This is a genomic window from Streptomyces sp. R44, assembly GCF_041053105.1.
In the GTDB taxonomy this organism is placed as follows: domain Bacteria; phylum Actinomycetota; class Actinomycetes; order Streptomycetales; family Streptomycetaceae; genus Streptomyces.
Genome location: NZ_CP163444.1, coordinates 270,565 through 289,279, shown reverse-complemented (window position 1 = coordinate 289,279; position 18,715 = coordinate 270,565). Strand labels below are relative to the sequence as shown.

Sequence of the window (18,715 nt, the reverse complement as noted above, 5' to 3'; positions counted from 1 at the left end):
CCAAGTGCAGCAATGGGCCGCCAAGATCCGTTGTACGGAGCGTGACTTCGGCGCTAGGACTTCTGCCCATGGCCAAGAACCCACGAAGAAGCCGACGCCTGGCGGCGGCCACGGTCACCACCATCGCGTTGGCCGGGACGCTCAGCGCGACACCCGGCACCGCGACCGCGAAGTCACCCGACCCGAACCAGCGGGTCATCGTCGAGCTGTCCGGAGACGCAGCCGTGGCAGCCGCCCCAGGCGGCTCGCTCACCTCCCTGACCGCCGGCACCGCCTCCGCCGTCGGCGATGCCCGACGGGCCCTGGCGGCACGGCAGGACGCCTTCGTCAGGACGGTGGGGAAAGCCGGACTGCACCCCGCCTCGCCCCGCAGACTCGGCCTGCTCGTCAACGCCGTGGCGATGACGGTGCCCGCCTCCGAGACGGCGCGGCTGGCCGCGTTGCCGGGCGTCGTCGCCGTCCGGCCCGACACCCGGATACAGGTGCGCACGGACATCAGCGTTCCGCTGACCGGTGCGCCCGAGGTCTGGAAGCGCGAGGACCCGGCCGGTGTGAAGGCCACCGGCAAGGGCACCGTGGTGGCGGTCCTGGACAGTGGCGTGGACTACGGCCACCCCGACCTGGGCGGTGGCTTCGGCAAGGGGCACAAGGTCGTCGGCGGCTTCGACTTCGCCAACGGCGACGACGACCCGATGGACGACAACGGTCACGGCACCCACGTCGCGGGCATCATCGCGGGCAAGGCGGTCAGGAAGGGAGGCGTCACCGGCATGGCGCCCGACGCGCGCCTGCTGGCCTACAAGGTCATCGGCGCCGACGGCAGCGGCTACACCTCCGACATCATCGCCGGCATCGAGGCGGCGGCCGACCCGGCCAACCCCCAGCGGGCCGACGTCATCAACATGAGCCTCGGCGGCCCCGGTGACGGCACCGACCCGCTGGGCCGCGCGGCGACCGCCGCCGTGCGGGCCGGAGTGGTCGTCGTCGCCGCGGCCGGCAACGACGGTCCCGGCAGCGGCACCGTCGACACTCCGGCGTCGGCCGACGGCGTCATCGCGGTCGGCGCCTCCACCAGCGGGCTGCGGATACCCAGCGCGTACCTGGCGGGCAAGGAGCCCGAGCTGATCCAGACGTACCGGGGCGTCCTGTCCGCGAACCCGCCTCGGGAACCGGTCACCGCGCCGCTCGTGGACGTCGGCGCGGGCACGGCCGAGGACTGGAAGCGGGTCGGTGACGTACGGGGCAAGATCCTGCGGGCCGACATCCTCGTCGCGCCCAGTACGGATGTCCTGAGCGAGAGCGACATCGACTGGGCGCGCGAAGCCGAAGAGCGCGGCGCGCTCGCGGTGCTCGGCGGCCTTCCGGCCGGGGGCGGACCCGTGCTCGCCGCCACCCCGGGAACGGTCGGCGCCACGACCACCCCCGCCCGCCCCGACCTCACCCGGACCGCCGCCTCCGGCGACTCGCTGCGTATGGACCGCCTGGTCGTCATGGGCATCGACACGACCCAGTACGCCCAGCTGAGCCGCGAACTGGCCGCTGGGAAGGTGTCCGTCACCCTGCGCGGCACCGACTCCACCGACCAGATCGCCTCGTTCTCGGCGCGCGGACCCGGCACCGGCTTCGGCCTCAAGCCCGACCTGGTCGCACCCGGAGTGGAGATCCGCTCCACCATCCCCACCTCGATGTACGCACCCGGTGTCTACCGCATGTCGGGCACCTCGATGGCGAGCCCGCACGTCGCCGGAGCCGCCGCCCTGCTGCGCCAACTGCGCCCGGACCAGGACCCCGACGAGATCAGGTCCGCACTGGTCGGCACCGCGAAGCAGCTCGCCGGCACCGGCCCCACCGCCCAGGGCAACGGACGGCTCGACGTGGCCGCCGCAGCGTCGGCCACCCTCAGCGCCTCCCCGACGACCGTGTCGTTCGGCCTCGCCGACCTGTCGGACAGGACCGTCGGCGGCACCGCGCAGGTACGCCTGGCCAACCCCGGCAGGACACCGCTGACCGTCGCCCTCAGCAGTACCGGGCCCACCGCCGTGTCTCCGCCGCGGGTGACCGTCCCTGCCGGGGGGTCGGCAACCGTCGACGTCACCCTGCGTGCAGACCGCCCGGCCACCGACACGGAGATCAGCGGCCGGATAACGGCCACCCCCGTGCGAGGCCCGGCCCTCCGGGTGCCGTACCTGCTCGTCGTCCGGCACCTGGTCGTCCAGGCGTCCCCCGACCCGAGCGACGGCCGTTCCACCGTGCACATCGCCGCCCCGGCCGCCCTGAACGCGCCGCCGGAGATCAGGGTCACGCCGCCGCACGGCAAGGCCTTCACCCTGCCCACCACCATGAACGGCGCCGGCTACTACCAGGCCGACGTGACCGGGAAGGCGGCCGGCGCCTACCGGTTGGCCGTGCGGGCCACGACCACCGACGGCCGGCGGATCACCGGAACCGGCGCCTTCGAGGTCACCCCCGCCGACAGCCGCGGCAACCGCTGGGAGCCCATCGGCCCGAACAGCGAGGCCGGTCACGTCGCGCTGTCGCCCGCCCGGCCGAAGCAGGCCGTCATGACCCAGTTCCGGAAGGCCGCCCCCTGGCTGACCACCGACGCCGGCGCCCACTGGCGCCAGGTGGGCAGGCTGCCGATCGCCGACGGAAACGGCACCGGAGCGGTCGTGGTCGACGCCCGCCGCCCCGATCGCTGGTGGTACGCCGTGAACACGGCCGCCGACCCCACCCGCCGGGGCACGATCCTGCGTACCGACGACAACGGCCGAACCTGGCGCAAGCTCGACGTGCCCGACGCGCACATCGACGAGTTCGTCGCGGACGAGCAGACCCGTACCCTCGCCGCGATCGTCGACGACACACTGCTGGTCAGCACGGACGCGGGCGACAGTTGGGCGACGTACCCCACCGGCGTGACCGGCGACGTCCGCGACGCGACCCTCGTCGGCGGCACCCTGTACCTGGCGACCTTCGACGGCGTCTGGCGGATCGACGGCGTCGGCAAGGGCGACCCCGGTACGGCGCACCTCGTTCTCGACGAGCCCGTGAACACCGTCCGCGGCATGGCGGCCGACTCCACCGTGGTGGCGGCCTACGTCCCCGGTACGGGCGTCCGCGGCTCCTACGACAAGGGCCGCACCTGGTCCACCCTGCTGCCCCTGGCGGAGGGCGGCAACGGACTGTCCGCCTCCGGCGGCGACCTGTACCTGCGCGCGCTGTTCGGCGCCGGGCAGGTGAGCCACGACCACGGCAAGACCTGGAAGCCCGTGTCCGCCCCCTCGAAGGCCGCCATCGCGATGGACTACGACCGCTGGGCCGACGGCTCGGTGACCGTCTCCAGCGAACAGGACGGCCTGTACCGCGGCTCCGCCGACGGCAGCGGATACCGGAGGATCGGCGTCCAGGGCCTGACCACCTTCGCCCTCGCGGCCGGCGGCGACCAGCTGCTCGCCGGAACGGTGAGCGGCACCTACCGCACCGCGATCCCTGTCGCCGGCCCCGAGTGGGGCCAGTCCGGGGCGGAGGGCAGGACCGGTCGCCTCACCTCGCACATCGCCGTCTCGCCCGAGGACACCAAGGTGGTGTGGCAGGTCCGGCGCACCGCGACCGGCCTCTTCGAGGTCTCCCGCAGCGGTGACGCCGGCCGGACCTGGCAGGTGAAGGGCACGTCGGCGGAGATACCGACCTCGATCCTGGTCCACCCGGCCGACCCGGACCGGGTGGCGATCAGCTTCAGGAGCATTTTCGGCGACGGGCTGTTCGCGACGTCCGACGGCGGCAGGACGTGGAAGAACCTCTTCCACGAGAGGTCCTTCGATGCCATGGCCGGTGACCCGCGCGACCCGCGGCGCCTCTGGCTCGGCAACGCTTCGGGCCTCTACCGCTCGGACGACGGCGGCGTCACCAAGACCAAGGTCGCCGAGGGCCCCGTCTCCGCGATCGTGATGGATGGCCGACGCCTGGTCGTCGGCGGATCGTCCGTCCGGGTCAGCACCGATGACGGCAGGACCTTCCGCACCGCCGACACCGGCCCGCTCGTGGTCCACGTCTCGGACCTGCTGCGGGTGAACGGAGCGCTCTACGCGGCCACCGCCGGCTCCAGGGAGTCCGGACTCGTCCAGGGCGGCCGGGGTGTACTGCGCAGCACCGACAACGGCCTCACCTGGGAGAACATCTCAAGCGGCCTGCAGAACACCGACACCACGAGGCTGGCCGCCGCCCCCGACGGCCGCACGCTCTACGTCGGCACGGTCGACGGCGGGGTGCACCGCCTGAAGCTACGCCGCTGACCCACCGCGCGCATGACGCGTGTGACCGCATGACCGGCGCGAGCGTCGACCCGGCCCGGAACTCCCGGGTCCGGTCGACGCTCGCGCGCGTGGCCGAGCGGGAGAATCTCACGCAGGCCCCTCTTTCACCAGTACGGCGACCGCCGCCGCGAGGATGAGAAGTGCGTTCTGGGTCGACATGGCTGCCTTCCTTTCCGTCTCGCGCCCGCCGGGTCCGGCTATGCCGCAGCCGCCTCGGTCCCCGTGGACGGCTGACGCTCGCTCACCGTGCGGCCGCCCCAGACTCCGTACGGCTCGGCCACGCTGACGGCATGCTGCAGGCACTGGGCCCGTACGGGGCACCGGTCGCAGACCGCTTTGGCGGCCTCCTCGCGTTTCACCCGGCTCTTGCCGCGCTCACCCTCCGGGTGGAAGAACACCTCGGTGCCCAGACCGCGGCACGCGGCCGCCCTCTGCCAGGCCCACTGATGCTCCGCCCGCCCGGGGAGGTGCGATGTCTTCGACATGTCAGCCCACTCCTTCGCTTCGGTGGCCAAACGGTTCTCTTCTCCCGTCTGGCCGTGAAGCCCCGCGCGAAACGGGCCGAGGGTTCGTCCGCCTCGTCGGAGTGACGTCTGATGGGGCCATGTGGTCAATCGGTTTCGACGAAGCTGTACGGCGGCAGCGGCCCGGTCGCCTGGGTCCGGAGGTGCGCGTGCTCCTGGTGGAGGCCGCGCAGCGCTTCCTCGAACTCGTGGCGGCGTTCTCGTTCCACGAGGAACGACAGGTCGGCCAGTCGGCCGACGGCCCTCGGTCCGCGGACCATCGCCGCCACATGGGCGCCGAGGACGCGTTCGACGAGCGCTGCGTCGGACCTTCCCCGCTCGTACACGGCCCGGTCGACCAGTTCGCCGAAGGTGGCCGTGTCGTGGCTGTCGACGCCCGCCGCGCGGCCGGCCGGACGCCGGTTCATCAGGTTGGGTTCGTCGGCCAGTACCACCTGCCGTGCGGCGTACTCGTCGTGATGCACCTTCACGTTGAACTCGTCCTTACCGGAGAGCTCCTCCAGCCGTCCAGGTAGCGGTCGTGGCGTTCCTCCAGGATGGCGGCGACGGTCTCGTCGTCGGGAGAGATCCCTCCGAACCTCAGCGGCAGGACCGATCCGTCCTTGCCGGCCTCGATCAGGACGTGCAGATGCGCCAGCAGATCGCGTCGCCGCGGAACGAGTTCGGCCGGGGCGTCGCTGCACAGGGCCACCAGGTCGCCGCTGCGTACGGCGCGCACGGGCCTGGGCGGGTCGCCCACGCCCTCGATGTCGCCGGACAGCTTCCGGTCGGCCGGGGCTATGCCGTAGACGTACGTTGTCATCGTTTCCCCTCTCGTCCAGTGCGTGTCGTTTCCGTCCCGTCGTTACGGTTCCTGGCGGAGGGCCTCGGGAACGCCCGGGGCCCCGATCAGGCGCCCGGGGGCTGGGAGCACGCGTTGGACCGGGTGATGTCGTGGGGGCGGTTCGGTGTCGTGGTCGTCTCCCGTGTTACCGGCCGTCCTGCCCTCAAACCGGGCTGGGTTCTCGGTCACTGGCGGAGCCTTGCGCCGCGCCGGTGGGAGCGAGTACATGTCGAGCATGGACATGCCAATCCAGAAGAACCGCCTCGGTAGGGGCCCACGGTTACGCGTGCGCTCGGTCGGGACTGCTTCCTCTCTGAGGGCCGGACCGCTTGCCGTGGTCCTGCTCCTCCTGGTGAGCCTCGTCGGAATACCCGCCGTGGCCAGTGCCGCGCCACCCGACGCCCCCGCCCGCGGGTTCGTCGCGACGTCGAACGCGAGGGGCGCGGCCGTGGCCCAGGCCCGCGAGCGCTGGGGCGACCGGCGGCTCGACGAGGTCTCCTTCCTCGGCACCCACAATGCGTTCACCAACTACGAGGACTCCCGCTGGAGTTCGGTGTCGCAGTCCGAGTCCCTGCGCCATCAGCTCGACAACGGGGTACGAGGCCTCAGCCTGGACACCCATTGGTACGAGCGCAGCACCTGGCTCTGCGTCGTCAGCTTCGGCAGCGACTGCTACCCGAGCGACGTCTACCTCTGCCACGGCGACTGCAAGACCTTCGCAGGGGCCACGTACGCGCTGCCCCGGCAGTCCTTCCAGAGCAGCATGCAGACAGTGGTGGACTTCCTCGCGGCGAACCCCCAAGAGGTCGTGACCGTCTTCCTGGAGGACTACGTCAGCGCCCAGCAGCTGGGCGACTCGCTCGGCCGGGTACGCGGCCTCGACCAGCTGCTCTTCCGGCCCGACGCGTGGAACGTGCGCCGGCAGGGGTGGCCGAGGATGACCGAACTCGTCGGCGCGGGGAAGCGCCTGCTGATCTTCAGCGACGCACCCGACCGTGAGCATCTCGGTGTCATGTACGACAGGGCCTGGACCGTCAGCAACTTCTGGAGCCTCGGCGACCTCGGCAACGACCTCTCCTGCGTCAGCCGGTGGTCCGACGTGCCGCTGGACCGTCAGGAGCCCGGCTTCCGGCGGCTCTTCACCATGAGCCACCACCGGAACGTACCCACGGTCATCAACGCCGCCCTCGACAACGGGACCAAGCTGCGAGACCGCGTGACCCAGCAGTGCCGGGCGGCGGCCGGCGGCCGCGACCCGAACTTCGTCTCGGTCGACTTCCACCGGGTGTCCGACAGCAGCGGCCACACGCCGGCCTCGATCGTCGCGGAACTGAACGCCCGGAACTGAGGCCCCGGCCACCCGCCGCGGGGCTGAAGCGCGGCGGGCCCGTGGTCGTCGTGCCGCTGCTCCTGGGGGTCGCCCACTGGCCCTGGCTGTACGAGAGACCGGCCACGCGCCGTACCGAGTGGTGCGCTGCTCCGACGTGACCTCTCCCCGTGCAGTGGACCGCGCCCTGCGGATGCTCGCGGCGCGCGATGCGGATAGTGTCGATGGGCGCGCCGCGACCGAGGAGGTGTTCCGTGCGCGACGCGGCGACGGGAGCGCCGGTTCGCCGTGGAGGGGCCCCAGGCCATGAAGCGCTGTGCTTCCGCATCCTCACCTGGTCAAGGAGCGTGGTCGATGTGGCCCGCAACCGCCGTCTGATCCTCAGCTCACCGTCCGAGGTCTGGAACCTGCTGTCCGACGGCCATCGCTACGGAGAATGGGTGACGGGTACCCAGCAGGTCCTCGAGGCGGACACGCACTGGCCCCAGGTGGGCGCACGCCTGCGCGTCCGGGTCGGCGTGGGCCCCCTCACCCTCGACGACACGTGCGTCGTCCGCATCTGCGATCCGGGACACCGGCTGGAGCTGGAGGCCAGGGCCCATCCGTTCGGCGCGGCACGCATCGCCATGAACCTGATCCCCTGGGGCGACAACACACTGTTCATCCTGGACTGGCATCCGCTCCGCGGTCCTGGTACACGGATGCATGGACTGCCGGTGGACTACGTCGTCGCGGTCCGCAACGGCATGATGCTGACCAAGCTGTCACGGATCGCGGTGCGCGAGCACGGCGAAGTGGACAGCCGCCTCACGCGGGACGCGCGCGGCTGAGAGACGCCGGGACGACGGCAGAGTTCCGTGCCGGGGAGTCCCCGGCGTAACCTCCGCCGGTGACGGTGACGCCGTCACACACGAGTGCGGCGGCCACGCCGGTGCCGATCGCGACGAGCAGGGCGCTGCGCGTGTCGCGGGCAGCCCCGTGAGCGTGTTCGGACATGCCGCCCGCCCGGACGTCGTGCCTGGGTCACGCTCGGTCCCGTGCGCCGGGCGAACATCGGCCGGCGAGCGGGAGGTCTCGCCGGCCGAGGTTCGCTCCGACCCCGCCTTCGCCCCCGTGATGGCCCGCCTGCGCGTTCCCCGTCGACGCGGACGGCCCCGCACCCGGCCGGGACATGGTCCTGGCCGACAAGGCGTACTCGTCACGCGCCATCCGCGGGCGCCTGCGCAAGCGCGGTATCCGGGCGGTGGTTCCCGTCCCGGCAGACCAGCGGGGCAACCGGCTGCGTCGAGGCCGCCCTTGCCGCCATCGCGGCAGAGCAGCGATGGGCTCCTGCGCACCGGTGGGTTCGTGGATCAGCCCGCGTACCGAGGTTCAGCCCGGGACGGACGGCCTCGCGCCGCGTCGGTCATCTGGTGTGGCGGCGACGGCACAGCTCGGCGCCTCGCACGGCGGACGTCCGTACGTAATAGACGTTACATCTAGCCATTGATGACATTGATGTGTAACTTCTGAAACGTCGGCGGAGATGATTCCGCTCGCTTCGGACGTTCGAGAGGGAACGACGTTGATGTACATCTCTGTGCCCCGCCGCGGGGCGACTGCCGTGCTGGCCTGCACGGCTCTGGCGGTGGTCTCCGGCTGCGGCGCGAGCGATACCGGCGGTGGTGAGCCGGCGGCCGGGGGCAGTGTCGCCGGGGTCACGGTCACGCGGGACGCGGCCCTCCACGAGGCCCTGCCCGAGCAGATCAAGAAGGCAGGTGCCGTGCGCGTGGCCACGGACGTCCCCTACCCCCCGTTCGCGATGTTCGTCACCGAGGGGAAGGGGGAGCTGACCGGCCTGGACTACGACCTCGGCCAGGCCCTGGGTGCGAAGCTCGGCGTCAGGTTCGCCTTCACCCCGACGAAGTTCGACGGCATCGTGCCCGCCCTCCAGGCCGGCAAGTTCGACGCCGCGATGTCGGCGCTGACCGACAACAAGGAGCGGCAGAAGGTCGTCGACTTCGTCGACTACTCTCGCTCCGGCTCGGGCATCCTGGTGTCCGAGGGCAACCCGGCGAAGGTCAGCACGCTGGACGACCTCTGCGGCCGGAAGGTCGGCGTCCAGGCGGCGACCAACCAGTACAAGCTGCTCGAGGCCCACCAGGCCACATGCCGGGCCATCGGCCGGAAGGCGGCCGACATCCAGACCTTCCCCAAGGACTCCGACGCCCAACTCGCCCTGCGCTCCGGCAAGGTGATCGCGGAGGTCGTCACCAAGCCCGCCGCCGGCTGGTCGGCCAAGACCGCAGACGGCGGCAAGGCCTTCGACCTGGCCGAGGATCCCGAGGCGCCGGCCGGCTACCGTGCCTCGCCCAACGGCATCGCGGTCAGCAAACGGCTCCCGCAACTGACCGACGCGATCAGGCGGGCGCTCCAGGCGCTGATCGACGACGGCACCCTCGCCAGGATCTGTGACAAGTACGGCGTCGCCTCCATCGCCGTGAAGGAAGCCACCAAGAACGCGGCGGTGGACTAGAGATGACCACCACCACCCCCGTGGCCACACCGCACACCGGCGACTCCCTCGCACCCGACACCTTCGAGATCGTCCCCGTCCACCACTGGGGTCGCCGGCTCTCCGCGGTGGCCGCCGTCGCCGCGCTGGCCGGCCTCATCGGCTCGCTCGCGAAGAACGGCAACCTGCACTGGGACGTCGTCGGCCACTACCTGTTCGCCGGGCTCATCTTCGACGGCCTGGCCACCACCCTGTGGCTGACCGCCGCCGCGATGACCCTCGGCCTCGGCCTCGGCACCCTCGTCGCCGTCATGCGTCTCTCCGACAACCCGGTCCTGTACGCCCTCTCGTCGCTGTTCGTGTGGGTCTTCCGCGGCACCCCGCTGCTCGTACAGATCATCTTCTGGGGCTACGCCGGAGCCCTCTACCAGCACGTGATGATCGGCGTCCCGTTCACCGGCGTCACCTTCCTCCAGGCCGACACCAACACCCTGCTCACCCCGGCCGTCGCGGCCTTGCTCGCGCTCGGCCTGAACGAGGCCGCGTACACCTCCGAGATCGTCCGCGCCGGGATCCGGTCCGTCGACGCGGGGCAGACCGAGGCGGCGCACTCGCTCGGCATGCGTCCGGCACTCACCATGCGGCGGATCGTGCTGCCCCAGGCGATGCGGGTGATCATCCCGCCGCTGGGCAACGAGACGATCAACATGCTCAAGATGACCGCCCTCGTGTCGGTGATCGCAGCGCACGACCTGATGTCCAACATCCAGGACGTGTACGGGCAGAACTACCAGGTCATCCCGATGCTCGTGGTGGCGTCGCTCTGGTACCTGGCTCTCGTCAGCGCCCTGAGCGTCCCGCAGGCGTGGCTCGAACGCCGCTACGGGCGCGGCACGGCCCGCGGCGCCGAGGCCTCCCCACTTCGACGCCTGTGCGCCGGACCCCTCACCGCCCTGCGCGGCCGCACACACAAGGAGGAGGGCCGTTGAACACGCCCATGGTGCACGCCGAGGGCGTGCGCAAACACTTCGGGAAGCTCCAGGTCCTCAAGGGCATCGACCTGACGGTCGAACGCGGCCAGGTGTGCTGTCTCCTTGGACCCTCCGGCTCCGGCAAGTCCACGTTCCTGCGGTGCATCAACCATCTGGAGAAGATCGACGGAGGACGGCTCTCAGTCGACGGCGAACCGGTCGGCTACCGGCCGCAGGGCACCCGTCTCCACGAGTTGCGCGAGCGCGAGGTCGCCGCCCGGCGGCGCGACATCGGCATGGTGTTCCAGCGGTTCAACCTCTTCCCGCACATGACGGCCCTCGAGAACGTCATCGAGGCCCCCGTCAAGGTCGCCGGCACCGCCAGGGACCGCGCCCGCGAGGAGGCGAGGGCCCTGCTGGACCAGGTGGGGCTCGCCGACCGGGAGGGCCACTACCCGGCCGAGCTCTCGGGCGGCCAGCAGCAGCGCGTCGCCATCGCCCGCGCCCTCGCCATGAAACCGAAACTGATGCTGTTCGACGAACCGACGTCGGCGCTCGACCCCGAACTCGTCGGCGACGTCCTCGACGTCATGCGCCGGCTCGCGGACGACGGCATGACGATGGTCGTCGTCACGCACGAGATCGGCTTCGCCCGCGAAGTCGGTGACCTGGCCGTCTTCATGGACGAAGGCGTCGTCGTCGAATCCGGTGACCCCCGGCGGGTCCTGGCCGAACCGGAGCAGGAACGCACACGCGCCTTCCTCTCGAAGGTCCTGTGAGCGCCCCGCCCCGGCAGCAGCCCCTCGACGAAGCGCTGCTGTCCCTGTCCCGCGCACACCAGGCGCGGTACCTGGAAGACCTGGCCGAACTCGTCGCGATCGACTCCGGCTCGTACAGCGCCGACGGCGTCAACCGGGTCGCCGACCTGGTCCGGGCCCGCCTCGAGCGTCTGGACTTCTCCGTGGAACGCGTCCCGCTGCCTCCGGCCCATGGACACCGCACCGGAGATGTGCTCATCGGCCGCAGACAAGGTCGCCTCGCCGTCGCCGACGGAGGCCGCAGAATCCTTCTCGCCGCGCACATGGACACCGTCTTCGACGACGGGGCCGCCGCCGAGCGCCCCTTCTCCCTCAGGGGGCCCCTCGCCCACGGACCCGGCGTCAGCGACGACAAGGGAGGCCTGGTCGCAGGCCTCGCAGCCCTCGAGATCCTCGCCGCGGCAGGCATCGAGGACTACGCGGAACTCGTCTTCCTCGCCACGCCCGACGAGGAGATCGGCTCACCCGCCAGCAGGCCGGTCACCCGGCGGGCGGCCGAAGGGGCGCACTACGCCCTCGCCCTCGAATGCGCCCGGGAGAACGGCGACCTGGTCATCGCGCGCAAGGGTGTGGCCGACTTCAGGCTCACCGTCACCGGCCGCGCCGCACACGCGGGCATCGAACCCGAACGCGGAGCGAACGCGGCTCTGGCCGCCGCCCACCTCGTCATCGCCCTCCAAGCGCTGAACGGCACGTGGGAGGGCGTCACCCTCAACGTCGGCGTCGTGCGCGCGGGCAGTCGCTTCAACATCGTCTGCCCCGAGGCGGAACTCCTCGTCGAGATCCGCTCGGCCACGGACAGCGGCATGCGCGCCGCCGCCGTCGCCCTCGAGGAGGCCGCCTCGCGGCCCGTCGTTCCCGGCACCCGCGTCACCGTCGAGGAACTCGCGTCCTGCCCGCCGATGGAGGACACGGCCGCCTCCCGCCGGATGCTCGACCGGGCCCAGGACATCGGCGTACGCCTGGGCCTGACCGTCGGCGCCACGGCGACGGGCGGCGTCGGGGACGCCAACACCATCGCCGGCGCAGGGGTCCCGACACTGGACGGCCTGGGACCGGTCGGCGGCGCCGACCACACCCCCGAGGAATGGCTCGACGTCAGTACGGTCCCGGTCAGGGTCGCCCTGCTCGCCTCCCTCATCGCCGACCTCGGCGACAGCCGCAGCGACTGACGCTGCCCCCGACGCTCCCGCACCGGTTCATCGCGCCGTTGCCCGGTGCGGGAGCACCCGTCGCCGCCCCCGAGGTGGCCTGGAACGCGGCTCAGATGATCGGCATTAGGCTCGGCACGCGGGCCGCACGCCCGCCGACGACCGAGAAGGGAACCCGCGATGGCCTCTGGCGCACTCGCCGACGTGATCCGGCACAAGCTGGGCGACCTCAGCCCGGCCGAGCGCAAGGTCGCCCGCGTCCTCCTGGCCAACTACCCCTCCGCCGGCTTCGAGACCGTCGCCGTCCTCGCCGAACGGGCGGGCGTCAGCGCCCCCACCGTCATCCGCTTCGTCAACCGGATCGGCTACCGGGGCTTCCCCGACTTCCAGACCGCCCTGCGCGAGGAACTCGACGAACGCAACGCCTCGCCCCTGTCCCTGTACGAATCCGCCGACCGCGCCCGTACCGACGAGGAGGCGGACGGCGAGGTGTCCCTTCTCGGGCAGGGCAGCAGGCTGTTCAGCTCCGCCGTCGCGCAGACCCTCACCGAACTCCCGCCGCACGACCTGGAACACGCCGTCTCGCTCCTGGCCGACGGCAGACGGCGCATCACCCTGGCCGGCGGCCGCTTCACCCATCTCCTCGCCCAGTACCTCGGACTGCACCTCATGCAGTTGCGAGGCGACATCCGCCTCCTGCCCGCGGGCGACGTCGAACGGACCGCTGCACTCGGTGCGCTCACACGCCGCGACGTCCTGGTCGTCTTCGACTACCGCCGCTACGAGCAGGACAAGGTCACCATGGCCCAACTCGCCCTGGAACAAGGTGCGAAGGTCGTCCTGTTCACTGACCGATGGCTGTCCCCGGTCTCCGCGCACGCCGAGGTCGTGCTGCCCAGCCTGGTCACGACGCCGTCGCCGTACGACAGTTTGGTGCCCACCCTCGCCGTGGTCGAGACCGTCGTCGCCGGAGTCGTCGCGGCGCTCGGCGAGGAAGCGCCCGCGCGTCTGCGGCACACCGAAGAGATCGCGCGGCGCATCGGTCTGCAGTGACCCGAAGCGGACCGCCCCCTCCCGGACGGTGTGGGCGGCGAGGTCGACGCGGCCCTGCCGGTGACTCTCAGGGTGCGGCCTGTCGCTCTTGCACGTCCTGGCCTGACCAGATCGTCCGTCGATACGTCGGGGAACATGGCCGGACGTCGGCTGCTGAGTCCTGCGGATCGGGTGCTCCATCGTCGAGGTCGGTGCTGAAGGCCCCACCGACCTCGGCCGAAGGATCCTCGTCCTGCTCCTGGCCGGCCTGACGGATCTGACCGCCGCGACACAACTCGGTCTGCGAAAGGGCGGCCATCCCGGTGCCTCCGCCGGACGGGGTACTTCGGCAGCGTCGTCGAACACTGCGCACACCATTCCTTCGGCGACTCGGTAGCTTCTCGACGAGGTGCTCTCGCGCAAGGATGCCCAGCGGCGCCCCGTGAGGGCCTGTCGACGATGGCCCGAGGTGAGGAGAGCAGCATGTCCCGACCTGTCACTGTGGGAGTGGACGGCTCTGAAGGAAGCGTGGCGGCGGTGGACTGGGCCGCCGACGAGGCGGCGCTGCGCGGCGAGGATCTGCGACTGGTGTACGCCACGCGGTGGGCGGAGCATCAGTTGGGGGCGATGAAGGTGTCGCACGAAGATCGTGCCGGCGCGGCGGAAGGCGTGCTGGCTGAGACCGAGCGGCGTGTCGGGTCCCGGCAGCCGGGCCTTGCCCTGACCGCTGACGAGGTCGAAGACGCGCCCGTCAGCGTGCTGCTCGCCGCCGCTGCCAAGGCGGAGCTGCTCGTCGTGGGCTCTCATGGGCTGGGTAGCGTCCGCGGGTTCATCGTCGGTTCGGTAGGGCAGGAGGTCATCGCGGAAGCCCAGCGTCCGGTGGTCCTCGTTCGCCCCGGATACGAGAAGGACAGCTCCGATGCGTCCGAGAGGAGCAGCCGCCGGAAGGTGGTGCTCGGTCTCGATGTGAACGAAGTCAAGGACGAGCTCCTGTCCTTCGCGTTCGATTTCGCCGGGCGGCACCACGTCCCGCTGGAGATCGTGCACACATGGCATGAATCCTTCGTTCACCACTCCAGCGCGGCCGCGAAGGACGAGAGGGCGGCGGCGCTTGCCGACGCGGTACGACCGTTCCGGGACAGGTTTCCGGCGACGGAGGTGGCGGAGGTGTCCGCTTCGGGACGGGCAGCCGAGCATCTCATCGAGGCCGCGTCGGACGCACGCCTCGTGGTCGTCGGCCGGCGGAGGGCAACCAGGGGCGCTCACATTGGATCGGTCACCCACGCCGTCATCCACCACGCCTCCTGTCCTGTCGCAGTCGTACCGCACACCTGATGGATGGGCACATCGGACGTCGGCAGGACAGCGTCCACGTTTCACTGTCCGCGGGGCAGCGGAGCCGGAAGAGGACCGTGTCGTGAAACCGACTGAGCACCGCGCCGAAGGCGCAGGGCCGTTCACTCCCGGCTCACCCTCCCGACGACGCTCCTGACCAGGCCGGATGGCGAAACGCTGCTGGAGTGCTGGCTGCGGTTCAGCTGGTGCGTCGCAGGGCCGGCGGGGTCCAGTCGCCGGCGAGGGCCGGCTGCTTGGGCCAGTACAGACGCAGGAAGACGTTGAAGCTGCCTGCGGGTGCGGGTAGCCAGTTGCTTTCGCGCTCGGTTCCGGGGCTTTCGTGCTGGACGTAGATGTCCAGGGAGCCGTCGGGGTTGGTCCGCATACCGCTGCGGTCGCCGATCGCGTAGCGGTTCAGCGGGTTGTCGGCGAAGAGCTGATGCTCATTCATCATCGTGAGGGACCAGAAGCCGTCGACGGGCGGGGTTTCGCCGGCGTCGAAGTGCAGTACGTAGGTGTGGGCACCGTCGAGAGGGCGGCCGTCGGCGTCGGTGGTGGCGTGCGGGTACAGGGCGTCGGCGTCGAGGTTGGCTCCGTACCCGAACCGGGTGATGACCGCGCGCTTGGCGTAGTCGGTTCCGTAATCACCCAGGCCTCGGTGCACGGTCCACCCACCGGAGCCTGCGGACTCCGCTCGGGCGAGCAGATCGCGCAGGACCCCCGGGCCGCGCCGCGCACCCGCGTCCAGGGTGGCGAGCTCCTCGGGGGACAGGTCGTCCAGGCTCGCGCCGGGTGCGATACCGAGCTTGGCGACTCTGCCCAGGACCGGAGCATCGGCCGGGGCGGGAGGGTTGTCCACCATCATCCGGTTGAGGAGGGTGAAGTACTCGCGACCACTGAGAGTGTGGACCTTGTCGACGGGCGGCGTCGTGGTGTCGGCATCGGCGGGAACGGCGACATCGGTGGGAGGGATGTAGTCATCGGGGTCGCCGGTCCACTCCGACAGCGGGATCAGGCGCGTGGCGTCCTGGAGCCGGTTGACGGAGGGGAAGTCCGACGGGCCGCTGGTCGCGTACCGGGCGATGATCCAGTTCACGACGGTCGGCGACTTCAACAGGGTCAGGCCGGGCGGGGTCGGTCCCGACCAGGAAGGCCCGGCGATCAGGAAGGGGCCGGTGGACGGGCCGTTCTTGCGCCGGCCGACGACGGCGCAGACATCGGACCAGGCGTCCAGGATCGGGACCATCCAGAAGCGGTCGCCGAAGTCGGGCAGGGTCAGCACGAGCGGCTGGTCGGACAGGTCGAGCCAGGCACTGGAGTACAGGGTGTCGGCGTTCGGCGAGACGACCTCGGTGAAGGAGGCGTCCGGGGTGGCACGCATGTAGCAGAACTGGTTGACCGGGGCCTTCCGATGTGCGTCGTCCCGGGCCGGAACCGCCGTCATGGAGCCTTTCGTCATGGCCGCCGTGACCAGTGGGTATCCGTAGATCCACGCCTCCGTGGCCAGCTTCTCGAGCGACTCATCTGTCATCGGTTTCTCCCGGGCGCTTCTGCGAACTCCGTCGGCCCGACGCTATGAGCGCCACCCGCCCTCCCGCGCGGCGAGTCCGCCGGACGGGTGACGCAGACGTAAGCGTCGGATCTGACCGGCGACGAGCAGTTGCGATGGGAGGCGTCGCTGACGATCGAGGCGTGGGCGGAGGCGTCGGGGGGTGAGCGTCCGCGGGATCGGGGATCCGGCAATGCCATCGCTTCTTCGGAAGCGGGCCGGTACGAGGAGGTCATCACGGAGGGCCTGCGCGACAGGGCGGTCGACGCCCTCGCTGTGCGGGTCCGGCACGGACGGACGTGTGCGAGCCCACTACGAGGGGTACTTCCCACCGATGACCCGGTGGTCGGGCCGTTGCGCGATGGCCCGGCGGGCCGGGTCGGTGAACTCTCGGTCGATCGGCTCCTGCAGCAGGCTGATCTCCGTCCGCACGGCGTCGTGCTGAGACGGCGGCAGGGTGTCGAGCAGGCCCTCGAGCATGGCGTGGAGCTGTCGGCAGATCTGCATGGACGACCCGCCGTACTCGCGGATCTCGCACACGGCGAGCTGGAGGAAGTTCTCCCAGTCACGCCCCGGGAGAACGAACCGGGCGCGCTCGTGGCGATCGGCCAGTACACATCGACCGGGGAGGCGTGTGCTGCCGACCATGTGCAGGAAGGACTCGATGTGATCAATCACCTGCACTGCGGTCGTAGGGTCGTTCACCGCAGGGGAGAGGGCCCTGATGGCGATGTCGACGAGGATCCTCAGGGCGAAGGCGGGGTCCTGCTCGATGGTGCGCTCGGCACCGAGGGCGACGAGACCGGTCACCCGGTCCGGGTCCGGTTGCGACGTGCCCCCGTGGACCTCGATGAGGACAGTGCCGGGCGGTACGGAGTCGCCGATCAGCCGGGTCACGACGAAGACGCAGTCGTGGCGCGCCGCCTCCGGGACCAGCGCGGACACGTTGAACGCCTGGATGGATCCACCGCGTCCGGAACGCAGGCGCATCACGGTTCCGTCTCCGTGGAGCGCCGCGCCCCGGATCGCCGCGGCCCCGCTCGTGAAGACGGCCTCCCCCATCCGGGTGACCAGCTCGGCGATGGCCACCGGTCGGAGATTGTGGGTGAACCTGTTGAGGCAGATGAGCAGGAGCACGAGGCTGACGGCCACCGCCATGCCGGCCAGGGTGACCCCGAGATCGGGGACGGAGTCGGTCTCGATGCTGCGCAGCAAGGAGAAAGCGAACGCGAACGTCCCGGTGAAGGTCGCCAGCACCGCCTTCTGCAGCCGGTCCCGGTACCACAGGCGCATGTAGCGTCGGTATGGCGCACTGCCGGCCCGCTCGCGCTGTCGGCCACGGTCGGAGCATCCGAACCCACCGTGGAGGTCGGTCAGCACGGCCCGACCGAGCTCGACCGCAGGATCCTCGCGCTGCTCCTGGCCGGCCTGACGGACGTGGCGGCCGCGACACAACTCGGTCTGTCACCGCGAACGCTGCACCGGCGGCTGCGTCATCACATGGACCTGGCCGGTGTCCGGACCCGGATGCAGCTCGGGGCCTGCGCGGTGCGGAACGGCTGGGCGGAGCCTCTTCGGGCGTGATGGGCAAGCGCCGGCGTCGCCCCGCAGCGCGCGCCGGCGTTCACCGCGGGAGCCGTGCGGGCCGACGCGGTTCTCGCGGCGGCTTGTCAGGCGAGGACGTTGACGGCACGGGCGACCACGAGTCCGAGGATGAGCAGGGAGACGAGAGATTGAATGCCCATGGTGATCTTGGTCCAGGGTGCCAGGGGCATGACGTCGGTCGGGCTGAAGGCGGTGGCGTTGGTGAGCGCGAGGTAGAGGTAGTCGATGTAGTGGGGTCGCCAGTCGGCGCTTGCCAGTTCGGGGTTGAGCTGTTGGGGGAAGGCGAGTGCGGGGGTGGAGGGCATGCGGTGGGCGCGGGCGGCGGGTCCGCCGCTGTCGAGTTCGAAGTAGAGCAGGGAGAAAGCGAGGACGGTGCAGGCCCACACCGTGCCGCCGGTCTGCAGCAGGCTGATGGCGGAGCTGGTCTCCTTCCCGGCATGCAGGATGTCGTCGATGAGTTGAACGGTGGACCAGACGGCGCTGAGGGCCAGGACTCCCACCAGGGCGACCGACATGCTCCGCAGGGCGGCCGTGCGCCGGTCGATCCGGCCCGGGTCGCCGGCGATGAGCGCCAGCAGGAGCAGTCCCTCGACGGCGGGGATGACCCAGCGAGGTGCCAGACGGAGGTCGTCGGGGAGCAGGAGGGTCAGCACCATGGCGGCGAGGACGGCCGCGGCCATCGGCCATCGCGGCTCGCCGAAGGTCTCGTCCGGTCTCGGGCTCTCGGTCGTCTCTGGGGTGCGTCCGGTCACGGTGGCGGCCCTTACGGTCGA

14 protein-coding genes and 3 pseudogenes are annotated in these 18,715 nt (G+C 71.0%); 11 read left to right on the top strand and 6 right to left on the bottom strand.

Annotated features, from left to right (window positions below):
• The first annotated feature begins 68 nt into the window (after positions 1-68).
• On the top strand, positions 69-4,292 hold the full coding sequence (locus AB5J54_RS01445) for a S8 family serine peptidase (RefSeq protein ID WP_369142009.1): 4,224 nt from the start codon (positions 69-71) through the stop codon (positions 4,290-4,292).
• Between the two features lie 218 nt (positions 4,293-4,510).
• Here AB5J54_RS01445 and AB5J54_RS01440 read toward each other — a convergent pair whose 3' ends face one another.
• Positions 4,511-4,798, bottom strand: coding sequence for a WhiB family transcriptional regulator (locus AB5J54_RS01440; RefSeq protein WP_369142008.1), 288 nt, complete (start codon positions 4,796-4,798; stop codon positions 4,511-4,513).
• 125 nt (positions 4,799-4,923) lie between these two features.
• Positions 4,924-5,639, bottom strand: a pseudogene (locus AB5J54_RS01435) (GvpL/GvpF family gas vesicle protein).
• A gap of 355 nt (positions 5,640-5,994) precedes the next feature.
• Between AB5J54_RS01435 and AB5J54_RS01430 the strand changes: the two are divergent.
• Both AB5J54_RS01430 and AB5J54_RS01425 read left to right on the top strand, forming a co-directional pair.
• Positions 5,995-7,008 (top strand): PI-PLC domain-containing protein, encoded by a 1,014-nt coding sequence (locus AB5J54_RS01430; RefSeq protein ID WP_369142007.1) that lies wholly within the window; start codon positions 5,995-5,997, stop codon positions 7,006-7,008.
• Positions 7,009-7,343: 335 nt separating this feature from the next.
• Entirely contained in the window at positions 7,344-7,817 is a 474-nt protein-coding gene (locus AB5J54_RS01425) for an SRPBCC family protein (protein WP_369149185.1), read from the top strand.
• Here the strand turns inward: AB5J54_RS01425 and AB5J54_RS01420 are convergent.
• A pseudogene (locus AB5J54_RS01420) lies at positions 7,795-7,992 on the bottom strand (hypothetical protein); the annotation flags it as partial. The gene AB5J54_RS01425 and the pseudogene AB5J54_RS01420 sit on opposite strands and share 23 nt — an antisense overlap.
• A gap of 108 nt (positions 7,993-8,100) precedes the next feature.
• Between AB5J54_RS01420 and AB5J54_RS01415 the strand changes: the two are divergent.
• The 7 genes and pseudogenes from AB5J54_RS01415 to AB5J54_RS01385 form a co-directional block, all read left to right on the top strand.
• Positions 8,101-8,281: pseudogene (locus AB5J54_RS01415) on the top strand (IS5/IS1182 family transposase); the annotation flags it as partial.
• Positions 8,282-8,554: 273 nt separating this feature from the next.
• Positions 8,555-9,502, top strand: coding sequence for an ABC transporter substrate-binding protein (locus AB5J54_RS01410; RefSeq protein ID WP_369142006.1), 948 nt, complete (start codon positions 8,555-8,557; stop codon positions 9,500-9,502).
• A gap of 2 nt (positions 9,503-9,504) precedes the next feature.
• Positions 9,505-10,470: an amino acid ABC transporter permease gene (locus tag AB5J54_RS01405; RefSeq protein WP_369142005.1), complete on the top strand. Its 966-nt coding sequence runs from the start codon at positions 9,505-9,507 to the stop codon at positions 10,468-10,470.
• Positions 10,471-10,478: 8 nt separating this feature from the next.
• Positions 10,479-11,231 (top strand): amino acid ABC transporter ATP-binding protein, encoded by a 753-nt coding sequence (locus tag AB5J54_RS01400; protein ID WP_369149184.1) that lies wholly within the window; start codon positions 10,479-10,481, stop codon positions 11,229-11,231.
• Entirely contained in the window at positions 11,228-12,442 is a 1,215-nt protein-coding gene (locus AB5J54_RS01395) for a M20/M25/M40 family metallo-hydrolase (protein ID WP_369142004.1), read from the top strand. The genes AB5J54_RS01400 and AB5J54_RS01395 overlap by 4 nt, the downstream gene beginning before the upstream one ends.
• 159 nt (positions 12,443-12,601) lie before the next feature.
• A complete protein-coding gene (locus tag AB5J54_RS01390; protein WP_369142003.1) occupies positions 12,602-13,474 on the top strand; it encodes a MurR/RpiR family transcriptional regulator in 873 nt (290 codons plus the stop codon).
• A gap of 438 nt (positions 13,475-13,912) precedes the next feature.
• Positions 13,913-14,788, top strand: a complete 876-nt coding sequence (locus AB5J54_RS01385) for a universal stress protein (protein WP_369142002.1) — start codon at positions 13,913-13,915, stop codon at positions 14,786-14,788.
• A gap of 199 nt (positions 14,789-14,987) precedes the next feature.
• On the opposite strand, the gene AB5J54_RS01380 is transcribed toward AB5J54_RS01385, so the two are convergent.
• Together AB5J54_RS01380 and AB5J54_RS01375 are read right to left on the bottom strand one after the other, a co-directional pair.
• Positions 14,988-16,319, bottom strand: coding sequence for a DUF1254 domain-containing protein (locus AB5J54_RS01380; RefSeq protein WP_369142001.1), 1,332 nt, complete (start codon positions 16,317-16,319; stop codon positions 14,988-14,990).
• Between the two features lie 330 nt (positions 16,320-16,649).
• Positions 16,650-17,630 carry a DUF2254 family protein gene (locus tag AB5J54_RS01375; protein ID WP_369142000.1) on the bottom strand — a complete coding sequence of 327 codons (981 nt, stop codon included), beginning with the start codon at positions 17,628-17,630 and terminating at the stop codon, positions 16,650-16,652.
• Positions 17,631-17,699: 69 nt separating this feature from the next.
• Between AB5J54_RS01375 and AB5J54_RS01370 the strand changes: the two genes are divergently transcribed.
• On the top strand, positions 17,700-17,921 hold the full coding sequence (locus AB5J54_RS01370) for a helix-turn-helix domain-containing protein (protein ID WP_369141999.1): 222 nt from the start codon (positions 17,700-17,702) through the stop codon (positions 17,919-17,921).
• Positions 17,922-18,007: 86 nt separating this feature from the next.
• Here AB5J54_RS01370 and AB5J54_RS01365 read toward each other — a convergent pair whose 3' ends face one another.
• Positions 18,008-18,694, bottom strand: coding sequence for a hypothetical protein (locus tag AB5J54_RS01365; RefSeq protein WP_369141998.1), 687 nt, complete (start codon positions 18,692-18,694; stop codon positions 18,008-18,010).
• Positions 18,695-18,715: the final 21 nt, after the last annotated feature.